This window comes from Xanthomonas sp., from assembly GCF_017163755.1.
In the GTDB taxonomy this organism is placed as follows: domain Bacteria; phylum Pseudomonadota; class Gammaproteobacteria; order Xanthomonadales; family Xanthomonadaceae; genus Xanthomonas_A.
Map to the genome: position 1 here is coordinate 96,116 of NZ_JAFIWC010000016.1, position 18,354 is coordinate 114,469.

The following is an 18,354-nucleotide window of genomic DNA, read 5'->3' on the forward strand; positions in this document are numbered from 1 at the left end:
TCCAGCCCATTGGCAGGAGTCGGCAGCAGCCGCTAGGTGTCGGAGGGCGCGGAGCCGTACGTGAGCGTCGCTACCCTGCGCACTGCGTACGTCCGACGACGACGGCGACCGGTACGCATGCGGTTACGCGCCGCGGCGCGGCGGCAGGCGAAGAGCGCCGTCAGGCGACGCTGGCGCTGCTGCTTTCGCGGATGCGCAGCTGCACCGGCGCGACCGTGCGCTGCGGCGTGGCGTCCGGGCGGTCCACGCGTTGCAGCAGCAGCTCCGCGGCCTGGCGCCCGCGCCCGCGCGGATCGACGGTCAGCGTGGTCAGCGGCGGCAACGCCACCGCGGCCTCGGAAATGTCGTCGAACCCGGTCACCGCGAAATCGCGGCCCGGCTGCACGCCGCGCGAGGCCAGGCCGAGCATCAGGCCCAGCGCCACGCTGTCGTTGTAGCAGACCGCCGCGGTCGGCGCGGCGGCATGCGCGAACAGCTCGCCGGTGCGCGCGGCGGCGTCCAGGCGGCTGGGCGCCGTTTCCACCATCCATTCCGGCTGCGGTTGCATCCCGGCCTCGCCCAGCGCCTGCGCGTAGCCGCTGCGGCGCTGGTGGCACGAGCTGGAGGCGGCATGCCCGCCGAAGAACGCGATGCGCCGGTGACCGCGCTCGATCAGGTGACGGGTAGCCAGGTAGGCGCCGTGCTGGTTGTCCAGGGTCAGGAAATCCCAGTCCGCGCCAGCCAGTTCGCGGTTGAACAGCAGCACGTTGGCCTGGCCCAGCACCTGGCGCAGTTGCGCGGCCTCGCTGCCTTCGGCCGGCGACAGGATCAGGCCGGCTGGCGTGTGCTCCATCATGGTCGCCAGTACCGCCTGCTGGCGCTGCGGCGATTCGCCGGTGCTGCCGAGCAGGGTCACGTAACCCTTGCCGCCCAGCGCCTCGTCCACGCCCGAGGCGAATTCGGCGAAGAACGGATTGGACAGGTCGTTGATCACCAGCGCCACGCTGGAGGACGTGCGCCGGCGCAGGTTGGCGGCGCCGCGGTTGTAGACATAGCGCTGCCGCCGCAGCTCGGCTTCGACCCGCGCGCGCGTGTCCACGCTCACCAGCGGGCTGCCGCGCAGGACCAGCGACACGGTCGCGCGCGACACGCCGATCGCCTCGGCGATGTCGGTCACGGTGACCGCGCGCGCGCCCTTGCCGGCGGGGGTGGTGGTGTCGTTCATCGCGTCGCGGCGCTCCTCGGTTGGACGCAAGCCTAAACGATCCGGTCGCCCGCGTTGCGCGCCTGCGCCGGAGCGCCGGCGGCGGGTGCGGCGCCTATTCCAGCGTCGCGCCGGGCGTGGCGCAGAACGAAACCGGCAACGCGTCGCCCTGCGTGCCCCAGCCCCGCTGCGGCGCCTGCGCGCCCAGCGCGAAGTCGACGCGGCCGCCCTGGCGCAGGCGCGCCCAGTCCAGCCATACCGGCGCATGCGCGCGGCCATCGACCTGCACGCGCTGGATGTACTGCAGCTGCCGGCCGTCGGCGCCGGGCGCCTTCAGGGTCAACGTCCTGCCCGGCCCCAGGTCGATCTCGGCCTGGGCGAAGCGCGGGGGGTGCAGCAGGAACTGGCCGCTGCCCGGCACCGCCGGGTACAGGCCGAGCGCGCTGAACAGGTACCAGGCCGACATCGTGCCCAGGTCGTCGTTGCCGGTGACGCCGTTGGGCGCGTTGGTGAACAGCTGCTGCGCCGCGCGTACCACCGTCGCCGTCTTCCACGGCTGGCCGATCAGCGTGTACATCCAGGGCGCGTGCAGGTCCGGCTCGTTGTTGGGGTTGTAGCGGTACTGGTTGTAGTAGCTGTACGGCCCGACCACCCACTCCTTGCGCGCGGCGGTCAGCGGCGCCTGGCGCAGCGCGTCGTAGGCGAAGAACGCGTCCAGCCGGCGCCCGGCCTGTTCGCGGCCGTGCATCGCCTGGACCAGGCCGGGCATGTCCTGCTGCGCCAGCCACTGGTACTGCCATGCGGTGCCCTCGTGGAAGCCGTGGTGCGAGCGCGGGCTGTAGCGGCCGTCGGCCGGCGTGTACCACTTGCCGTCCTCCATGCGCGGGCGCGGGAAGCCCTCGAACCCGCCCTGCTCGTCGCGCACCTGCGGATCCCACACCTTGCGCCAGTTGCGCCCGCGTTCGCGCAACACGCCGGCATCCTCGGCGTGGCCCAGCCCGTCGGCCATCTGCGCCAGCGCGCAATCGGCCAGCGCGTATTCGAGCGTGGCCGAACCGCCGTGGTGCGGGTCCACGTCCATGCCCTTGGACGGGAACGCGCGGTCGTACTGCACGAAGCCGTCGGCCAGGTAGCTGGGATTGCCCGAGCGTCCGGCATGGCGCGAGTTCATCGGCGGGATGCCGAAGGCGTTCTTGCGCAGCGCCGCGTAGGCCTGCTGCTCGCGCCCCTGCAGCGCGCCGAAGCGCCACAGGTCGGCCAGGAACGGGGTCACCGGATCGCCGGTCATCACGTTGGTTTCGAAACTGGCATAGCCCCAGCGCGGCAGCCAGCCGCCCTGCTCGTCGATCGCCAGCAGGCTGCGGCCGATGTCGCGCGCCACCTGCGGCCGGGTCAGCGCCAGCCACTGGTTCTGCGCGCGGTAGGTGTCCCACAGCGAGAAGTACTCGTAGTAGGTCCAGCCGTCGGCGCGATGGATGTTGTCGTCGTAGCCGCGGTAGCGGCCGTCGGCATCGCTGCCGGTCAGCGGCTGCAGCAGCGCGTGGTACAGCGCGGTGTAGAACACGGTGCGATCGTCGCCGCTGCCGCCGCGCAGGCGCACCGTGGCCAGTTCCTTGCGCCACTGCGCCTGCGCCATGCCGCGCATCCGATCGAAGCCCAGCAGCCGTCCGTCCTGCATGCCGTCGTTGCGCAGGTTGGCGCGCGCGCCTTCGGCATCCACGTGCGAGATGGCGCTGACCGCGGTCACCGCGCGGCCCTGGGCCAGGTCGAAGCTGAGCCACGCCCCGCTCGGCTTGAGCTCGCCTTCCATGCCGTGGCGGGCGCCGGGCAGCCCGCCGGCCTCGCCCCAGGTGCCGAACGCCTTGAACGGGCGGTCGAACTCGATGCGGAACCAGGTGGTGTACTGATGGCCGCCGCAGAAGCTCTTGGTCACCAGCTTGCCTTCGACCACCCGGTCGCCGACCACGTCGATCACGCTGCCGATCACCGAGTGGCGCTCGTTGGCCTGGCCGAGGTTGACCAGCACGTGGCCGGTGCCGGCCGCGGCCGGGAAGGTATAGCGTTCGGCCGCGGCGCGGGTGCGCGCCGTGGCCTCGGCATCGATGCCGCCGTAGTCGGTCAGCCGCACCTTGTAGTAGCCGGCCTGCCCCACTTCGCCGTCGTGGGTGAACGCCGACGCGTAGCGCTTGTGGTCGAAGCTCTTGGCATCGCCGGTATCGAAATCGCCGCCCGGGCCGATGCGGCCGGTCACCGGCAGCACCGAGACCTGGCCGCCCTGTTCCCAGCACCCGGCGCCGGACAGGAACGAATGGCCGAAACCGCGGATCTTCGGGTCGTCGTAGCGCCAGCCGGCATAGTGCTCGCCGATCGGGCTGACCTGGATCAGCCCGAACGGCGCCGAGGCGCCCGGGAACGTGTTGCCGTCGTCTTTGCTGCCGATGAAGGTGTTGACCTCCCGTTCCAGCGCCTGCGGCGCGGCCTGCAGCAGCGGCGCGAACGCCAGCGCCAGCACACAGGCCAGGCCGGCCAGCGGGCGCCGCGCGGGCGTCGGGCGGCCGTCGCCGCGGCCTGGGAGCGGGACATCCGGCGCAAGGGGGACGGAACGATGGCAGAAGAACCTGGTCACGGGCTCGAATCTCCTTGTGAGCGCGGCGGCGGCACAGCACGAACAGCGAAATCCTGGAGGCGCTGCCCGCCCGCGCACTTTGACGTATTTAGATCGATTCAAGTAGACCATGGACGTTTCCGCCGGCGCATTCTGCGGCGCAGCATCGTCGCCGGCACGGTCGACATCCGCCGTGCCGATTCGCTGCCGCTCCGGTTGCGCCTTCACCCGCTCCTATTGCGCAGCAGCATGCGCCGCCCGTCTGCGCGTGTTAAAAAATTCGCAACAGTCGTTTAGATCGATCCAAGTTACATCGATCGCACGATTGTGGAGTGGAGCCAACCGGCGCGAACACGCGGCTGCATGCGCCGCGTGGGTGCCGGCGTCCGGGAATCGATTCTTGTCTTTAGATCGATGCAGATCTTGCGTCGCACCAGTTCAATCCAGGAGAGGGAGAGAGCGCAATGAACCAGATCTCACGCATGCACCGCCGCATGTCGTTGTCGGCGGCCATCGCGGCCGCCCTGGCCGGCGGCGCGCTGGCCCCGGCCAGCGTGCTCGCGCAGCAAGTCGCCGCGCCGGCGCAATCGCCCGATGCGACCACGCTGGACAGCGTCAATGTCACCGGCTACCGCTATGCCATCGAAAAGAGCCTGCAGCAGAAGCGCGACGCCAACGCCGTGGTCGAGGTGATCACCGCCGAGGACGTGGGCAAGTTCCCGGACAAGAACGTGGCCGACGCGCTGCAGCGCGTACCGGGCGTGGTCATCACCCGCGATGGCGGCGAAGGCAAGAGCGTGAGCGTGCGCGGACTGGCGCCGGACCTGACCCTGACCCAGTTGAACGGCAACTACGTCGCCACCTCGGAAACCAACGACGAGGCCACGCGCTCGTTCAACTACACCCTGCTGCCGTCGAACATGCTGTCCAGCGCGGAGCTGTTCAAGTCGCCGGAAGCGCGCATCGACGAAGGCGGCATCGGCGGCACGGTGATCCTGCACACCCGCCGTCCGCTGGAGATGGAAAGCAACTCCGGCTACGTGACCGTCGAAGGCACTTCGTCCGATACCAGCCACGACGTCGATCCGCAGATGTCGGCGCTGTACTCCTGGCACAGCAAGGACGAGCGCTTCGGCGTGCTGGTCGGCGTGACCCAGCAAAGGCGCACCAACCGCAGCATGGAAGTGGAGACCGAGGACTACCAGTGGTACGGCAACGGCACCGATGCGGTCGATGCCAACGGCAATACCCTGTCCCAGGACGGCATCCACTACTGGTGGGGGCAGTCCGGCTTCAACGACCAGAGCGGGCGCAACTACAGCGAGTTCTTCCTGCCGACCTCGGTCAATTTCGCCGTGCGCGAGGAAGAGCGCGAGCGCAAGGGCGGCCAGCTGACCTTCCAGTTCAAGCCGATCGACAACCTGACCCTGACCGCCAACTACTTCCGCTTCGAGCTGCAGGGCGACTACACCCAGAACATGCTGAAGATCCCGGAATGGAACCTGGCGCGCTTCAACGGCGACGGCAACTGGGACGGCGGGCGCCTGCTCAACGGGTTGAGCTTCGACCCGAGCGGCAGCGTCGTCACCGGCGCGCAGTACGAGAAGCTGGCCGGCAAGGCCTACTACTGCAGCGAAGAACAGGCCGCCGCGGCCGGCCTGGCGCCGGGCGGCTGGGGTCCGGACGACTGCACCATCCCCACGCCGCAGCTCACCGGCAACTACAGCCGCGAAAAGGCCCTGTCGCAGACCGCCGACCTGTCGATCGACTGGGACATCAGCCCGTTGTGGAAGGCCTCGTTCACCGGTGGCCGCACCTGGTCCGAGGGCGGCCCGTCGATGAACTTCCGCATGTCGGCCAAGCCGCGCCGCCAGGTCGACGGCGTGTGGCAATCCGGCAACAGCTACAGCGCGTGGGACCTGACCGGCACGCCGAGCGCCACCTTCTCGCCGAACCTGCAGGACCAGCTGATGGCCGGCATCGCCGAGATCGACACCGGCTCGACCGATTCGTCGTGGACCCAGACCAGCATCAAGCAGAACTACTTCCAGGCCGACGTCACCAAGCTGTTCGAAAGCGGCTGGCTGGATTCGATCCAGATGGGCGCCAAGTATCGCGACGGCCAGGTGCACCGCAATACCGGCAACACCTACTGGGTGTGCCAGGGCACCGATCCGGCCGACTACGACAACAACCGCTACCAGGCCGGTTGCGATCCCAACGCGAGTGTCGCCCAGCCGGGCTTCTTCCTGTCCAGCCCGATCGACAACATCGCCGGCGGCTTCAACGCCAACGTGTTCCCGGGCATCGACTACCCGGCCTACCTGCGCCACCTCACCGAGCGCTACGGCCGGTCGTACAACCGCGACGAGGAGGACTTCGTCTACAACGTCGACGAGAAGATCTTCTCCGGCTACTTCCAGGCCAACTTCCGCACCGAGCGCGTGCGCGGCAACGTCGGCGTGCGCGTGGTGCGCACCAAGCAGTTCGCCGAGTCCAGCGACTCGGTGGAGCAGTTCAACGACTACTTCCAGGACAACGCCGCCGGCGCTCCGATGGGCTGCAACGATCCCGCCGCCGCCGCGCTGATCGGATCCAACAGCGGCTACGTCTGCGAAAGCGGCTTCGTGCGCCTGCCCGACGCCCTGTCGCGCGAGAAGACCTATGCGCTCAGCTCGATGGAGAAGACGTACACCGACTTCCTGCCAAGCTTCAACATCGCCTGGGACATCACCGACAACCTGGTGCTGCGCGGTGCCGCGTCCAAGGTGATCGCGCGTCCGGGCTACACCAGCATCGCCTACCCCGGCAGCCTGCGCTTCGTCAGCGAGGAGTACAGCAACGACCGCCGCGTCGCCGGCGGCACCGACACTACCGGCTGGCTGGGCTCGGGCAGCAACAAGACGCTGGAGCCGTTCGAGGCGACCCAGCTCGACGTGGGCCTGGAGTGGTACTTCAAACCGGGTGCGGTCGCCGGCGTGGCGCTGTTCCGCAAGAACGTGGACAACTTCACCGTGCCGGTGGTGCGCGACCAGCAGATGATGGTCGGCGGCCAGTCGGTCACGGTACAAAGATACGAGACCGAGGCCAACGGCCAGGACGGCGTGTCGCAGGGTGTGGAGCTGTACGGGCAATACACGTTCGAGATCGGCCTGGGCTTCCAAGCCAACTACACCTACAACGACACCAATCTGGCCGCGATCGTGCTGGATGGCCAGGAGATCGGCTCTTCGCCGCTGGTCGGCAGCGCCAAGAACCAGGCCAACTTCACCGTGTTCTACGAGAACCAGAAGTTCCTGGCGCGCGCCTCCTACAACCGCCGCGGCGAAGTCGTCGGCGGCCTGAACAATGGCCTGACCGAATACTCCGAGCCCTACGATCAGCTGGACCTCAACGCGGCCTACAACGTCACCGATGCGCTGACCCTGACCGCGTCGGTACTCAATGCGACCAAGTCCGAACAGCGCATCTACCTGGGCAACGACACCCAGGCCCGCCTGCGGTCCAACACCTACACCGGCCGCCAGCTTTACCTCGGCATGACCTGGAAGTTCTGAGCACCCGCTCCTGCGCTTCGATGGGGTCGGTCTCTCCACGGCAGCCGCGCTGGTCCAGGCGGCTGTCGTTTTTCTTGGCGCACGCGAGCCGGTTGGCCGCGCCCAGGCGGCGATGGCCCACTCAAGACGCTCGGCCACATGCCTGCACAACGCTCGCCCCTTCGCTGTGGCGCCGATTACGCCTGGCCGCGCGAATCGAAAATCGGTGGCGCAGCGGCAGAACCGATCGCTTCCGTGCACCTTTCTGATTCCTGTCCGGCCTGGCGATTGCCGGGCCTGCGCTTTGCCGCGATCATCTACGCATGGCCGCCACCTCCCGCCCGCGCTCACGTCCGTACCGATACCTGCTGGCCGCGGGTTTGCTGCTGTGCGGCGCCGGGCCGCACGCGGCGATGGCGCCGGCGGCGCCGGTCGCGCTGGCCGCATCTACCGCGCCCGATCCCGGACGGGATCCGTTGCTGCAGGCGCAGCTGCGCGCACTGCAGCCGCAGCGGCCGGGCGTGACCGACCTGTACGTGGTCGGCTTCGCCGGCGACGCCAGCGAGGACGTGTTCCGCAACGAGACGCTGTACCTGCGCGAGCTGTTCGCGCAGCGCTTCGACGCGGCGGGGCGCATCGTCACCCTGATCAACCACGCCGACAATCTCGGCGCCCACGCCTACGCGCCGCAGGCCTCGTACGACAACCTGGCCGAGACGCTGCAGCGGATCGGCACGCTGATGGACCGGCGCGAGGACGCGCTGCTGCTGTTCCTGACCAGTCACGGCACCGAGCAACACGAGCTGTACCTGCAGTTCGGCCCCGGCGAGGACGCCGACTACGACACCATCGCGCCGGCGGAACTGCGCGAACTGCTCGACGACGCCGGCATCCGCAACCGGGTGATCGTGCTGTCGGCGTGCTACTCGGGCGGCTTCGTGCCGGCGCTGAAGAGCGCGGACACGCTGATCATCACTGCCGCGCGCCGCGACCGGCCCTCGTTCGGCTGCGGCAACACCGCCAACGCGACCTATTTCGGCCGCGCCTGGCTGATCGATGCGCTGGCCCGCACCAGCGACTTCGTCGAGAGCTATCGCCTGGCCAGCACCGAGATCACCGCGCGCGAACAGGCCGAGGGCGAGACGCCGTCGTATCCGCAGCTGTACGTCGGCGCGCGGATCGCGCCGTTGCTGCAGCGCTGGCGCGCGCAGTTGCAACCGGTCGCGGCGCCGGCGTATCCCTATCCCGAGCCTGAGCCGGAGACGGCAACCGGGGCGCCAGCGAACATGCAGATGGAAACGACAGCAGCGCCGGAACCGACCGCCGACGGCAAGGCCCATGCGAACCGCAAGGTCGATGCGCAGCCGGAAACGGGGTCGGTTGCGAATGCCGATGGCGAGGCCAAGGCAGCGGCCGCAGGTTCGGCGCACATACCGACGTCGGCACCGCCGTCGGCGACAGCGCCCCGCCACTGAGGTCCGCGCGGCGATGCTGCGCAGCGATCGAGACCAAGCCACAAGCGCCGAATGCGGCGTCGAGCGTGGTTTTCTCAAGCGCCTTCCGCAGCCAGATGCAAGTGATTCGCGTTTGATCGCGCACTGCCGCAACTCGCTAAACTTCGTTCCGCAGCAAGCCCGCCCGCCTCACGCCAGCCAGCTGCGCCCGATCCTTCCGCCCGCTCGCCTTCGCTCGCCAGCCAGGATCACCGCTTTCGACAGCCTCCCGCGTGGGGGCGTTCTTGTTTTTGGGATTCGGAAAATCCGCTTGCTGGCCTGTGACCAGCGGCGCCGCTGGCGCGAGACGCAGGGTCTGTCGCCTGCGTTCGTCGCGACTGAAGCCGCTCCCACAAGAACTTGCGGCGAGCCAGCCGGGGTGCACTGTAGGAGGGGCTTCAGCCCCGAGAGTTCGCGTGCGGGGCCGACCGGTTTGCCGGCGCGTCCGTCGCGGCTGAAGCCGCTCCCACAAGAACTTGCGGCGAGCCAGCCGGAGTGCACTGTAGGAAGGGCTTCAGCCCCGAAAGTTCGCGTGCGGGCCGACCGGTTTGCCGGCGCGTTCGTCGCGGCTGAAGCCGCTCCAACAAGGGCGCGCATCAGCGGGCTGGGTGCACGGTGGGAGGGACTTCAGTCCCGACGCGGAAGGCGAAACGCTTGCCGTCTGCCAGGCCAGGAACCCTTCGCATCAATGCGCCGACCCGTGGCGCACTCAGGGCGTCGCGTCCTGCAGGCGATAGCGGGTGGTCGCGCGCTGCTCTCCGCGCCAGCGGTCGAAGGCGCGTACCTCGATGCGGTGTTCGCCGCCGCTCAGGTCGGTCGGCAAGGCGCCGCGCCATAGGTGCTGCGACGGGACCGCTTCCGGCGAGCGGTCGTAGCCGCGCAGGGCCTCGGCGGCATCGTCGCGTGCGTTCTCGGCGAGCAGGTCCGGATCCGGCTGCTGCACGCGCAACATCGGCTTCCAGGCGCCGTCGTCGATGCGATATTCCACGCGGCTGCCGTCCTCGCCCATGAACACGTTCGCGTATACCCCCCATGCCGGATAGGCGCCGCGGCGCAGCACCTTCGGCGCATGCAGAGCCATTGGTGCATCGTCGTGGGCGCGCGCGGCGTGGTAGGCCAGCGCATAACGGCCATCGCGCTGCACGGTCAGCAGCGCATAGCCATTCGGGGTGCCGTCGGCCATGGTCGCCGCGGGAATGCCGTCGGCCTCCTTGGCCCCGGACCAGTACGCGCCGCAGGCGGCGCCGACGTTGTATTCGTGCAGCGGCGCCGCGCCCTCCCAGCCGTCGGCCGCGGTGTAGTAGACGTGCCGCTGGGTATGGCTGTGGCCGGTGAGCAGCAGCACGTGGGGAAAGTCCTTCAGCAGCGCGAACAGCCGCGCGCGGTCGGCGCGGCGGAAGGCTTCCTTGCCGGGGGCGGCATCGAACAGGTGGATATGCATGCCCAGCACCAGCAGCCGCTGCTTTGGCAACGTCGCCAGGTAGTTCCGCAGGAACGCGAACTGATCCTCGCGCAGCCCGCCCACGTAGTTGGGCCGCTGCTGCGGCTGGTAGACCACGTCGTCCAGGAACACGAAGCTGGCGCCGCCCTCCTCCACCGCATAGGTGTCCGGGCCGTAGGTCGCGCGCCAGCTGGACAGCGATCCTGCATCGTCGGGGGCGTCGAAGTTCAGGTCGTGGTTGCCGGGCACATGGAACCATGGCACGCCCAGCTTGGCGGTTTCGGCGTTCAACGCCGGATACAGCGACAGGTCGTCGCTGACCACGTCGCCGAGCGTGGTGCCCAGCCGCGCACGGGTCTTGCCGAGCAGCGGCGCGACGATGCCGCGCGCGTAGTAGCCGACATCGGCCATGTTCGCGGTCTGCGTGTCGGCGAACACCAGCACCTCGGTCGGCGCGGCCGGCGGCTGCGCGCGCAGCGCGAAGTCCCAGCCGCCGGTGGCGGTGCCGGTCGCGGCGATGCCGGCGTATTTGGTCGCCGGCGAGCCGGCCGGCGCATAGTGCCGCCAGTAAGCGGGCAGGCCATCGTCGCCGGCGACGAAGTCATAGCTGTCGGGCTTGATCACGAACACCGTGCGCCCGGCTTCCACCGGCAACCGGTAACGGCCCTGCGCGTCGGTGCGCACGATGCGTACTCCGTCGGACACCTGCACGCCGGCGATGCCGCGCTCGCCGGCACCGCGTCCCGCGCGCCCGTCGCGTTCCTGGTAGACGGTGCCGTCGACCACCACCGGCGCGGCGATGGCCGGGGCCGCGAACAGCGCCAGCAGCGCGGCGGCGAGCGAAAACGAGCGTGGCATCATGCGGCGCACTCCGGCGACGGGAAACCGCGGATTGTAGCCACGCACGGTGACGCGCGCGGTACCCGCGCAGGCGCGCTCAGCGGTGCCGCGCCTCGAGCACGGCGACCGCGTCGGCCAGCGACAGCCCGCGCGCGCGCAGCAGCACGACCAGGTGGTACAGCAGGTCGGCCGACTCGCCCAGCAGGTCTTCGTCGCCCTGGGCGACACCGGCCAGCGCGGTCTCCACGCCTTCCTCGCCGACCTTCTGCGCGATGCGCCGCGTGCCCTTCTCGAACAGCTGCGTGGTGTAGCTGCCCGGCGGACGCTCGCGCTCGCGCTGCTCGACCAGCCGGTCCAGCGCGCCGAGGAACTGGCCCGGTGCCTGCGGGAAGCAACTGGTGCGTCCCAGGTGGCAGGTCGGACCCTGCGGCCGCGCCAGCACCAGCAGCGTGTCGCGGTCGCAATCGGTGTCGATCGACACCAGCTCCAGCACGTGCCCGGAACTCTCGCCCTTGGTCCACAGCCGCCGCTTGCTGCGGCTGTAGAAGGTCACCTTGCCGCTGGCGCGGGTCGCGGCCAGCGCTTCGGCGTTCATGTAGCCGAGCATCAGCACCCGCAGCGTGTCGGCGTCCTGCACCACCACCGGCAGCAGGCCCTCGCCCTTGTCCCAGTCCAGCGCATCGGCGTCCGCCGCCATCGGCGCCACGGCGTGTTCAACCGGCATCTCGCACCTCGATCTGGCAGCGGCGCAGGAAGCGCTTGAGTTCGGGAATCGGAATCGCGCCGCTGTGGAACACGCTGGCGGCCAGCGCGCCGTCCACGTCGGCCTGCTCGAACACGTCGGCGAAGTGCTGCATCTGCCCGGCGCCGCCGGAGGCGACCAACGGCACCCTGCACAGCGCGCGCACCTCGTGCAGCTGCGCGATGTCGTAGCCGCGGCGCACGCCGTCGTTGTCCATGCAGTTGAGCACGATCTCGCCGGCGCCCAGCTGCTGCGCCTCCACCACCCAGTCCACGGTGCGCACGCGCAGCGCCTGGGTCTTGTTCGGATCGCCGGTGAAGCGGCGCACGCGCCACTGGCCGTCGTCCTCGCGGATCGAATCGATGCCCACCACCACGCATTGCACGCCGAAGGCCTCGGCCAGCTCGGCGATCAGCGCCGGCCGCTCCAGCGCCGGCGAGTTGATCGAGATCTTGTCGGCGCCGGCGTGCAGCACCGCGCGCGCGGTGGCCACGTCGCGGATGCCGCCGGCCACGCAGAACGGGATGTCGATCAGCCGCGCCACCCGCTCGACCCAGGCGTAGTCGACCGAGCGCCCTTCCGGGCTGGCGCCGATGTCGTAGAACACCAGTTCGTCGGCGCCCTGGTCGCGGTAGCGCAGCGCCAGCTCGACGATGTCGCCCATGTCGACGTGGTCGCGGAACTTCACGCCCTTGACCACGCGTCCGTCGCGCACGTCCAGGCACGGGATGATGCGCCGGCTCAGCATGCCAGCGCCTCGTCCAGGCCCAGCCGCCCTTCCAGCAGCGATTTGCCGAGCACCGCGCCGGCGCAGCCGACCTCGCGCACGGCGCGCACGTCGTCCGCGTCGCGGATGCCGCCGGAGGCCTGCACGTCCACGCCCGGCGCGATCTGGCGCAGGTAGGCGTACAAGTCCAGGTTCGGCCCGGACAGCATGCCGTCGCGGGCGATGTCGGTGCACAGCAGGTGCTTGAGCCCCGCACCGGCGTACTCGCCGGCCAGCGCCTCCAGGGTCAGCGAAGAGGTCTCGGTCCAGCCCAGCACCGGCAGCCGCCACACGCCGTGCGCGTCCTGGCGCGTATCCAGCGCCACGGTGATGCGTTCGGCGCCGAACTCGGCCAGCCACTCCAGCACCGACTCGCGGTCGCGCACCGCCAGCGAACCGATCACCACGCGCGCGGCGCCGGCGTCGAGCATGCGCTGCACGTCGGCGCGCGAGCGCACGCCGCCGCCGGTCTGCACCTGCAGGCCGGTCCGGGCGCTGATCTGGGTCAGCAGCGGCGCCAGCGTATAGCCGCCGGCGCGCGCCGCGTCCAGGTCGACCAAATGCATCCAGCGCGCGCCGGCGGCGGCGAAGGCCTGCGCGCGCGGCAGCGGATCGTCGCCGTAGTGGGTTTCGCGGGCGTAGTCGCCCTGCGCCAGCCGCACCACGCGACCGTCGCGGATGTCCAACGCGGGATAGACGACGAAGCTCATCGGAAGTCGGTCTCGAGGAAGTTGCGCAGGATGCGCGCGCCGGTGTCGGCCGAGCGTTCCGGATGGAACTGCGCGCCGCAGCGACGGCCGCGCTGCACCACCGCGGTGAACAGGCCGCCATGATCGCAGGCGGCCACCGTGTCGGCCGTGACCGGCGCCGCGTAACCGTGCACGAAGTAGGCGCTGGCGACTTCCGGCAGGCCGTCCATCAATGGCGAGGGGCGCATCGGCAGCAGCCGGTTCCAGCCCATGTGCGGGATGCGGATGCCCAGCGCCGGCGGCATGTGCCGCACCACGCCGGTCAGCAGGCCCAGGCAGTCGACCTCGCCTTCCTCGGAGTGCTCGAACAGCAGTTGCATGCCCAGGCAGATGCCGATCAGCGGCGCCTCGAGCGCGCGCAGCGGCTCGATCAGGCCCTGTTCGCGCAGCCGCGCCATCGCATGCGGCGCGGCGCCGACGCCGGGCAGGATCACCCGGTCGGCGCCCTGCAGCCCGGCGGCGTCGCGCACCAGCCGCGCTTCCACGCCGAGGCGTTCGAGCGCATAGCGCACCGAGCCCAGGTTGGCGCCGCCGGCATCGATCAGCGCGATGTCGCTCACAGCACCCCCTTGGTCGACGGCAGCGCATCGCCTTCGCGGCGCACGGCCTGGCGCAACGCGCGCGCCAGCGCCTTGAAGCAGGCCTCGACCTTGTGGTGGTCGTTGTCGCCGCGCACGCTCAGGTGCAGGTTCAGGCCCGACGCGTCGCACAGCGAGCGGAAGAAATGCGGCACCAGTTCGGTTGGCAGGTCGCCGACGCGCTCGCGCTTGAATTCGCCCTCGAACACGAAATACGGGCGCCCGCTGAAATCCAGCGCGGCGCTGGCCAGGGTCTCGTCCATCGGCAGGGTGAAGCCGTGGCGGCCGCCCTCGCCCGTCGCCAGCCACGGGCTGTCCGGCGGATCGAAGCCGTAGCGGCCAATGCCGCGCTTGTCGCCCAGCGCCTGGCGCAGGGCCTGGCCAAGCGCCAGGCCGGTGTCCTCGATGGTGTGGTGCTCGTCGATGTGCAGGTCGCCGTCGGCGCGCACGTCCAGCGCGAAGCCGCCGTGCTTGCCGATCTGCTCGAGCATGTGGTCGAAGAACGGCAGCCCGGTGGCGCAGTGCGGATCGCGCACCAGGTCCAGGTCGATGTCGACCGAAATGCGGGTTTCCTTGGTGTCGCGCTGCACCCTGGCGCGACGCGGCGCGTCGGCCAGTGCGTGGGCGATGCCGGCCCAGTCCCAGTCGCCGCCGAACTGTTCGGTCTTCAGCTGGAAGCCGCGGATGCGCAGGTTGTCGGCGAACTGGATGTCGGTCAGGCGGTCACCGACCATCGCCGAGCGCGTCCAGTCGATGCTGCGGTCCTGCAGGTACGGCAGCATCAGGCCGGTGCCCGGCTTGCGCGTGGGCGCATTGTCGGCCGGCCAGCTGCGGTCGACCAGCACCTCGCGGAAGGCGATGCCCTGGCTGGCGAAGATCTGCAGCATCAGGTCGTTGGGGCCATCGAACGCGGCCTGCGGATAGGCCTCGCTGCCCAGGCCGTCCTGGTTGGTGACGATCACGAACTGGTAGCCGGCATCGCGCAGCTTCAGCATCGCCGGGATCACGCCGCGCACGAAGCGCAGCTTCTCGTACGCGTCGATCTGGAAATCGGCCGGCTCCTCGATCAGGGTGCCGTCGCGGTCGACGAACAGGATCGGGGTCATGCCGCCGCCCTCCATGCCTGCAGCGCGCCGAGCACGCGCTGGTTCTGCTCCGGCGTGCCCAGGGTGATGCGCAGCGCATCGCCGAGCATCGGCGCGGCGCGCTGGTCGCGCACCACCACGCCGGCGGCGAGCAGGGCGCCGAACGCGCCCTCGGCGTCGTCGAAACGCAGCAGCAGGAAGTTGCCCTGCGAGGGATACACCCGGCGCACGCCGGGCAGCGCGGCCAATGCGGCCTGCATGCGCTCGCGCTCGCCGCGCAGCTCGGCCACGCGCAGCGCGGTCTGCCGCAGCGGCTCGTCCTGCAGCGCGGCCAGCGCCAGCTGCGCGCACGGCGTCGGTACCGGATACGGCGCCTGGCAGCGCCGCAGCACCGCGACCAGCGCCGGATCGGCGATCACGCAGCCGATCCGCGCCGCGGCCAGCGCGTGCGCCTTGGACAGCGTGCGCAACACCGCCAGGTTGTCGTAGCGGCCCAACAGCGTGGTCGCCGAGGCGGTCTCGGAGAATTCGCCGTAGGCTTCGTCGACCACCAGCAGCGCGCGTCCGCGCAGGCGCTCGGCGGCGCGTTCGATATCGGCCAGCGCGATCGCCGCCCCGCTCGGATTGCCGGGCGAGCACAGGAACACGATCTTGGCCATCTGGGTCAGCGCCGCGTCGACCACCGCGTCGACGTCGGTGAGCAGCCCGGCAGCGGTGTCGCGCAGCGGCACTTCGACCAGGCGCGCGTTCTGCAGCCGCGCGCACACCGCATACATGCCGAACACCGGCGGGGTGACCACGATCGCATCGCGCCCCGGCTCGCACAGCGCGCGCAGCAGCAGGTCGATCGCCTCGTCGCTGCCGCGCCCGAGCAGCAGCTGCTCCGGCGCGCAGGCGTACAGCGCGGCCAGCGCGGCGCGCAGCGCCGGCGGCTGCGGATCGGGATAGCGGCGGTTGCCGGCATCGCGGTCGGCGGGGTTGGCCCAGGCCGACTCGTTGGCGTTGAGCCAGACCTCGCCCTGCACCGCGCTGCTGCGCGCCGACGAGTACCCGGCGAAGTCGCGCAGGTCGGGGCGCACCAGCGCCAGCACCGAGCCGGGCGTCGCCGCAGCGGTCGCCGCGCTCATGCCGCCTTCTCCATCCGCAGCGCCACCGCGTTGGCGTGCGCGTCCAGGCCCTCGGCACGCGCCATGGTCACCGCGCAGGCGCCGATCGCGGCGATGCCGGCGCGGCTGGCGCTCTGCACGCTGACGAAGTTCTGGAAACTGGCGACGCTGACCCCGCTGTAGGCGCGCGCCGCACCGTTGGTCGGCAGTACGTGATTGGTGCCGCTGCAATAGTCGCCCAGCGCTTCGGGGGTGAAATCGCCGAGGAACACCGAGCCGGCGGCCTCGACCCGCTCCAGCCAGCCGCGCGGCTCGCGCAGCGCCAGGATCAGGTGTTCGGGCGCGTAGCGGTTGCTGATCGCGAAGGCGTCCTCGAGCGTGCCGACCTGGATCAGCCGCGACGCCGACAGTGCCTGGCGCGCGATCGCCGCACGCGGCAAGGTCGCCAGCTGCCGTTCGATCTCGTCCTCGACCGCATCGATCAGTTCGGCGCTGTCGGACAGCAGCAGCACCTGCGAATCCGGGCCGTGCTCGGCCTGCGACAGCAGGTCGGCGGCGACGAACGCGGCATCGGCACCGACGTCGGCGATCACCAGCACCTCGGACGGGCCGGCCGGCATGTCGATCGCCGCCGCACCGGCCTGCGCCACCTGTTGCTTGGCTTCGGTGACGTAGCCGTTGCCCGGCCCGAACAGCTTGTCGCACGACGGCACCGACTCGGTGCCGAAGCCCATCGCCGCGATCGCCTGCGCGCCGCCGAGCTTGAACACGCGATCCACGCCGGTCAGCCTGGCCGCGACCAGCACCGACGGATCGGCCGAACCGTCGGCGCGCGGCGGCGTGCACAGCACCACCTCACGGCAGCCGGCCAGCGCCGCCGGCACGCACAGCATCAGCGCGGTGGACGGCAACGGCGCGCTGCCGGCCGGCACGTACAGGCCGACGCGGCCGATCGGCCGCACCACCCGTTCGCAGACCACGCCGGGCGCGGTTTCCACCGCATACGCCTGGGTCATACCGGCGCGGTGGAAGCTCTCGATCCGCGCCGCGGCCTGCGCCATCGCTTCGCGCAGCACGGCCGGCACCGCGGCCTCGGCAGCGGCGAACTCGTCAGCGGTGACTTCGAAGCTCGACAGCACCACCCCGTCGAAATGCGCGGTGATCTCGCGCAATGCGGCATCGCCGCGGCTGCGCACGTCCTCGAGCAGCTGCGCCACCGCCGTGCGGGTCTGCGCGGCGACGGTCTGCACCGGCCGGGTCAGGGCCTGCGTGCGCGCCTGCGCGTCGAGCGAATTCCACTCCAATCGGTTCATGCCAGCGATCGCTCCACCGTCAACACCATCAGTCCCTGCGCGCCGGCGCGTTCCAGTTCCTCCATCCGCTGCCAGGTGATCGCGCCATGGCACATCGTCTGCAGCTGCAACGGGCCGTCGCCGTCGCCGGGCAGCTGCACCAACGGGTCGGCGTCGGGCAGCAGCCGGGTCAGTTCGGCGACATGGTCGCGCGAGGCGCGGAACATCAGCAGCTTGCTGTCGCGCAGCTTGAGCACGCCGTCGAGCCGGCGCAGCAGCATCGCCGCCAGCCCGGCGCGCGCGTCGCCCGGCTCGCGTACCGGCCCGGCCAGCACCGCCTCGCTCTCCAGCAGCGTCTCCACCGGCTTGAGCTGGTTGGCGGCGAGCGTGGCGCCGCTGGACACCAGGTCGCAGATCAGGTCGGCGGTGCCCAGGCGCGGCGCGATCTCCACCGAGCCGGACAGCTCCACCACCTGCGCGTCGATGCCGCGCGCCTGCAGCCAGTCGGCCAGCACCGACGGATAGCTGGTGGCGATGCGCTTGCCCTGCAGCTGTTCTGAGCCGGTCCATTCCCAGCCGTCGGGCACCGCCAGCATCAGCCGGCACTGGCCGAAGTTGAGCCCGCGCAGCGCGCGATAGGCGTCCGGCAGGCCGTTGCGGCGGCGTTCGCCGGCCTGCTCCTCCAACTCGTTGCGACCGACGATGCCGAAGTCGCACACGCCGTCGGCGATCAGCCCGGGAATATCGTCGTCGCGCACCAGCAGCAGGTCCACCGGCAGCGACTCGCCGTAGCAGAACAGCTTGTCGCGGCTCTCGCGCCAGCTCAGCCCGCAGGCGGCCAGCACCGCGCGCGCCGGCTCGGCCAGGCGGCCGCTCTTCTGGATCGCGATACGCAGCCGGTCACGCGCCGGCGCTGCCAGGGAAGCACTCATCAGGAC

The 18,354-nt window shown here is 70.5% G+C and carries 13 protein-coding genes; 2 read left to right on the top strand and 11 right to left on the bottom strand.

Translation table 11 applies throughout. The features are described 5' to 3' along the window. Positions 1–160: 160 nt before the first annotated feature. Positions 161–1,204 carry a LacI family DNA-binding transcriptional regulator gene (locus tag JR065_RS12245; RefSeq protein WP_206234538.1) on the bottom strand — a complete coding sequence of 348 codons (1,044 nt, stop codon included), beginning with the start codon at positions 1,202–1,204 and terminating at the stop codon, positions 161–163. A gap of 94 nt (positions 1,205–1,298) precedes the next feature. Further along, positions 1,299–3,809: a GH92 family glycosyl hydrolase gene (locus JR065_RS12250; RefSeq protein WP_429001862.1), complete on the bottom strand. Its 2,511-nt coding sequence runs from the start codon at positions 3,807–3,809 to the stop codon at positions 1,299–1,301. Between the two features lie 443 nt (positions 3,810–4,252). On the opposite strand from JR065_RS12250, the gene JR065_RS12255 reads away from it, so the two are divergent. After that, positions 4,253–7,345: a TonB-dependent receptor gene (locus JR065_RS12255; RefSeq protein ID WP_206234494.1), complete on the top strand. Its 3,093-nt coding sequence runs from the start codon at positions 4,253–4,255 to the stop codon at positions 7,343–7,345. A gap of 302 nt (positions 7,346–7,647) precedes the next feature. Then, positions 7,648–8,799 carry a C13 family peptidase gene (locus JR065_RS12260; protein ID WP_206234496.1) on the top strand — a complete coding sequence of 384 codons (1,152 nt, stop codon included), beginning with the start codon at positions 7,648–7,650 and terminating at the stop codon, positions 8,797–8,799. 727 nt (positions 8,800–9,526) lie between these two features. On the opposite strand, the gene JR065_RS12265 is transcribed toward JR065_RS12260, so the two are convergent. From JR065_RS12265 to hisG, 9 genes are all read right to left on the bottom strand, one after another. Continuing rightward, positions 9,527–11,116 carry a calcineurin-like phosphoesterase C-terminal domain-containing protein gene (locus JR065_RS12265; RefSeq protein ID WP_206234541.1) on the bottom strand — a complete coding sequence of 530 codons (1,590 nt, stop codon included), beginning with the start codon at positions 11,114–11,116 and terminating at the stop codon, positions 9,527–9,529. A 79-nt stretch (positions 11,117–11,195) separates the two neighbouring features. Continuing rightward, positions 11,196–11,795, bottom strand: a complete 600-nt coding sequence (gene hisIE, locus JR065_RS12270) for a bifunctional phosphoribosyl-AMP cyclohydrolase/phosphoribosyl-ATP diphosphatase HisIE (protein ID WP_206234542.1) — start codon at positions 11,793–11,795, stop codon at positions 11,196–11,198. Positions 11,796–11,811: 16 nt separating this feature from the next. Beyond that, on the bottom strand, positions 11,812–12,588 hold the full coding sequence (gene hisF / locus JR065_RS12275) for an imidazole glycerol phosphate synthase subunit HisF (protein WP_206234497.1): 777 nt from the start codon (positions 12,586–12,588) through the stop codon (positions 11,812–11,814). Beyond that, positions 12,582–13,316 (bottom strand): 1-(5-phosphoribosyl)-5-[(5-phosphoribosylamino)methylideneamino]imidazole-4-carboxamide isomerase, encoded by a 735-nt coding sequence (gene hisA, locus JR065_RS12280; protein WP_206234498.1) that lies wholly within the window; start codon positions 13,314–13,316, stop codon positions 12,582–12,584. The genes hisF and hisA overlap by 7 nt, the downstream gene beginning before the upstream one ends. Continuing rightward, positions 13,313–13,915: an imidazole glycerol phosphate synthase subunit HisH gene (gene hisH / locus JR065_RS12285; protein WP_206234499.1), complete on the bottom strand. Its 603-nt coding sequence runs from the start codon at positions 13,913–13,915 to the stop codon at positions 13,313–13,315. The genes hisA and hisH overlap by 4 nt, the downstream gene beginning before the upstream one ends. Further along, complete coding sequence (gene hisB / locus JR065_RS12290) at positions 13,912–15,039, bottom strand: bifunctional histidinol-phosphatase/imidazoleglycerol-phosphate dehydratase HisB (RefSeq protein ID WP_206234500.1); 1,128 nt, start codon at positions 15,037–15,039, stop codon at positions 13,912–13,914. The genes hisH and hisB overlap by 4 nt, the downstream gene beginning before the upstream one ends. Then, positions 15,036–16,145: a histidinol-phosphate transaminase gene (gene hisC / locus JR065_RS12295; RefSeq protein WP_206234501.1), complete on the bottom strand. Its 1,110-nt coding sequence runs from the start codon at positions 16,143–16,145 to the stop codon at positions 15,036–15,038. The genes hisB and hisC overlap by 4 nt, the downstream gene beginning before the upstream one ends. Further along, a complete protein-coding gene (hisD, locus tag JR065_RS12300) occupies positions 16,142–17,437 on the bottom strand; it encodes a histidinol dehydrogenase (RefSeq protein WP_206234503.1) in 1,296 nt (431 codons plus the stop codon). Before hisD ends, hisC begins: the two co-directional genes overlap by 4 nt. Beyond that, positions 17,434–18,348 carry an ATP phosphoribosyltransferase gene (hisG, locus tag JR065_RS12305; protein WP_206234504.1) on the bottom strand — a complete coding sequence of 305 codons (915 nt, stop codon included), beginning with the start codon at positions 18,346–18,348 and terminating at the stop codon, positions 17,434–17,436. The genes hisD and hisG overlap by 4 nt, the downstream gene beginning before the upstream one ends. Positions 18,349–18,354: the final 6 nt, after the last annotated feature.

Coding starts and splice junctions, on each gene's coding strand:
- JR065_RS12245 (WP_206234538.1), bottom strand. CDS start 1,204: ATGAACGACACCACCACCCCCGCCGGCAAGGGCGCGCGCGCGGTCACC.
- JR065_RS12255 (WP_206234494.1), top strand. CDS start 4,253: ATGAACCAGATCTCACGCATGCACCGCCGCATGTCGTTGTCGGCGGCC.
- JR065_RS12260 (WP_206234496.1), top strand. CDS start 7,648: ATGGCCGCCACCTCCCGCCCGCGCTCACGTCCGTACCGATACCTGCTG.
- JR065_RS12265 (WP_206234541.1), bottom strand. CDS start 11,116: ATGCCACGCTCGTTTTCGCTCGCCGCCGCGCTGCTGGCGCTGTTCGCG.
- hisIE (WP_206234542.1), bottom strand. CDS start 11,795: ATGGCGGCGGACGCCGATGCGCTGGACTGGGACAAGGGCGAGGGCCTG.
- hisF (WP_206234497.1), bottom strand. CDS start 12,588: ATGCTGAGCCGGCGCATCATCCCGTGCCTGGACGTGCGCGACGGACGC.
- hisA (WP_206234498.1), bottom strand. CDS start 13,316: ATGAGCTTCGTCGTCTATCCCGCGTTGGACATCCGCGACGGTCGCGTG.
- hisB (WP_206234500.1), bottom strand. CDS start 15,039: ATGACCCCGATCCTGTTCGTCGACCGCGACGGCACCCTGATCGAGGAG.
- hisC (WP_206234501.1), bottom strand. CDS start 16,145: ATGAGCGCGGCGACCGCTGCGGCGACGCCCGGCTCGGTGCTGGCGCTG.
- hisD (WP_206234503.1), bottom strand. CDS start 17,437: ATGAACCGATTGGAGTGGAATTCGCTCGACGCGCAGGCGCGCACGCAG.
- hisG (WP_206234504.1), bottom strand. CDS start 18,348: ATGAGTGCTTCCCTGGCAGCGCCGGCGCGTGACCGGCTGCGTATCGCG.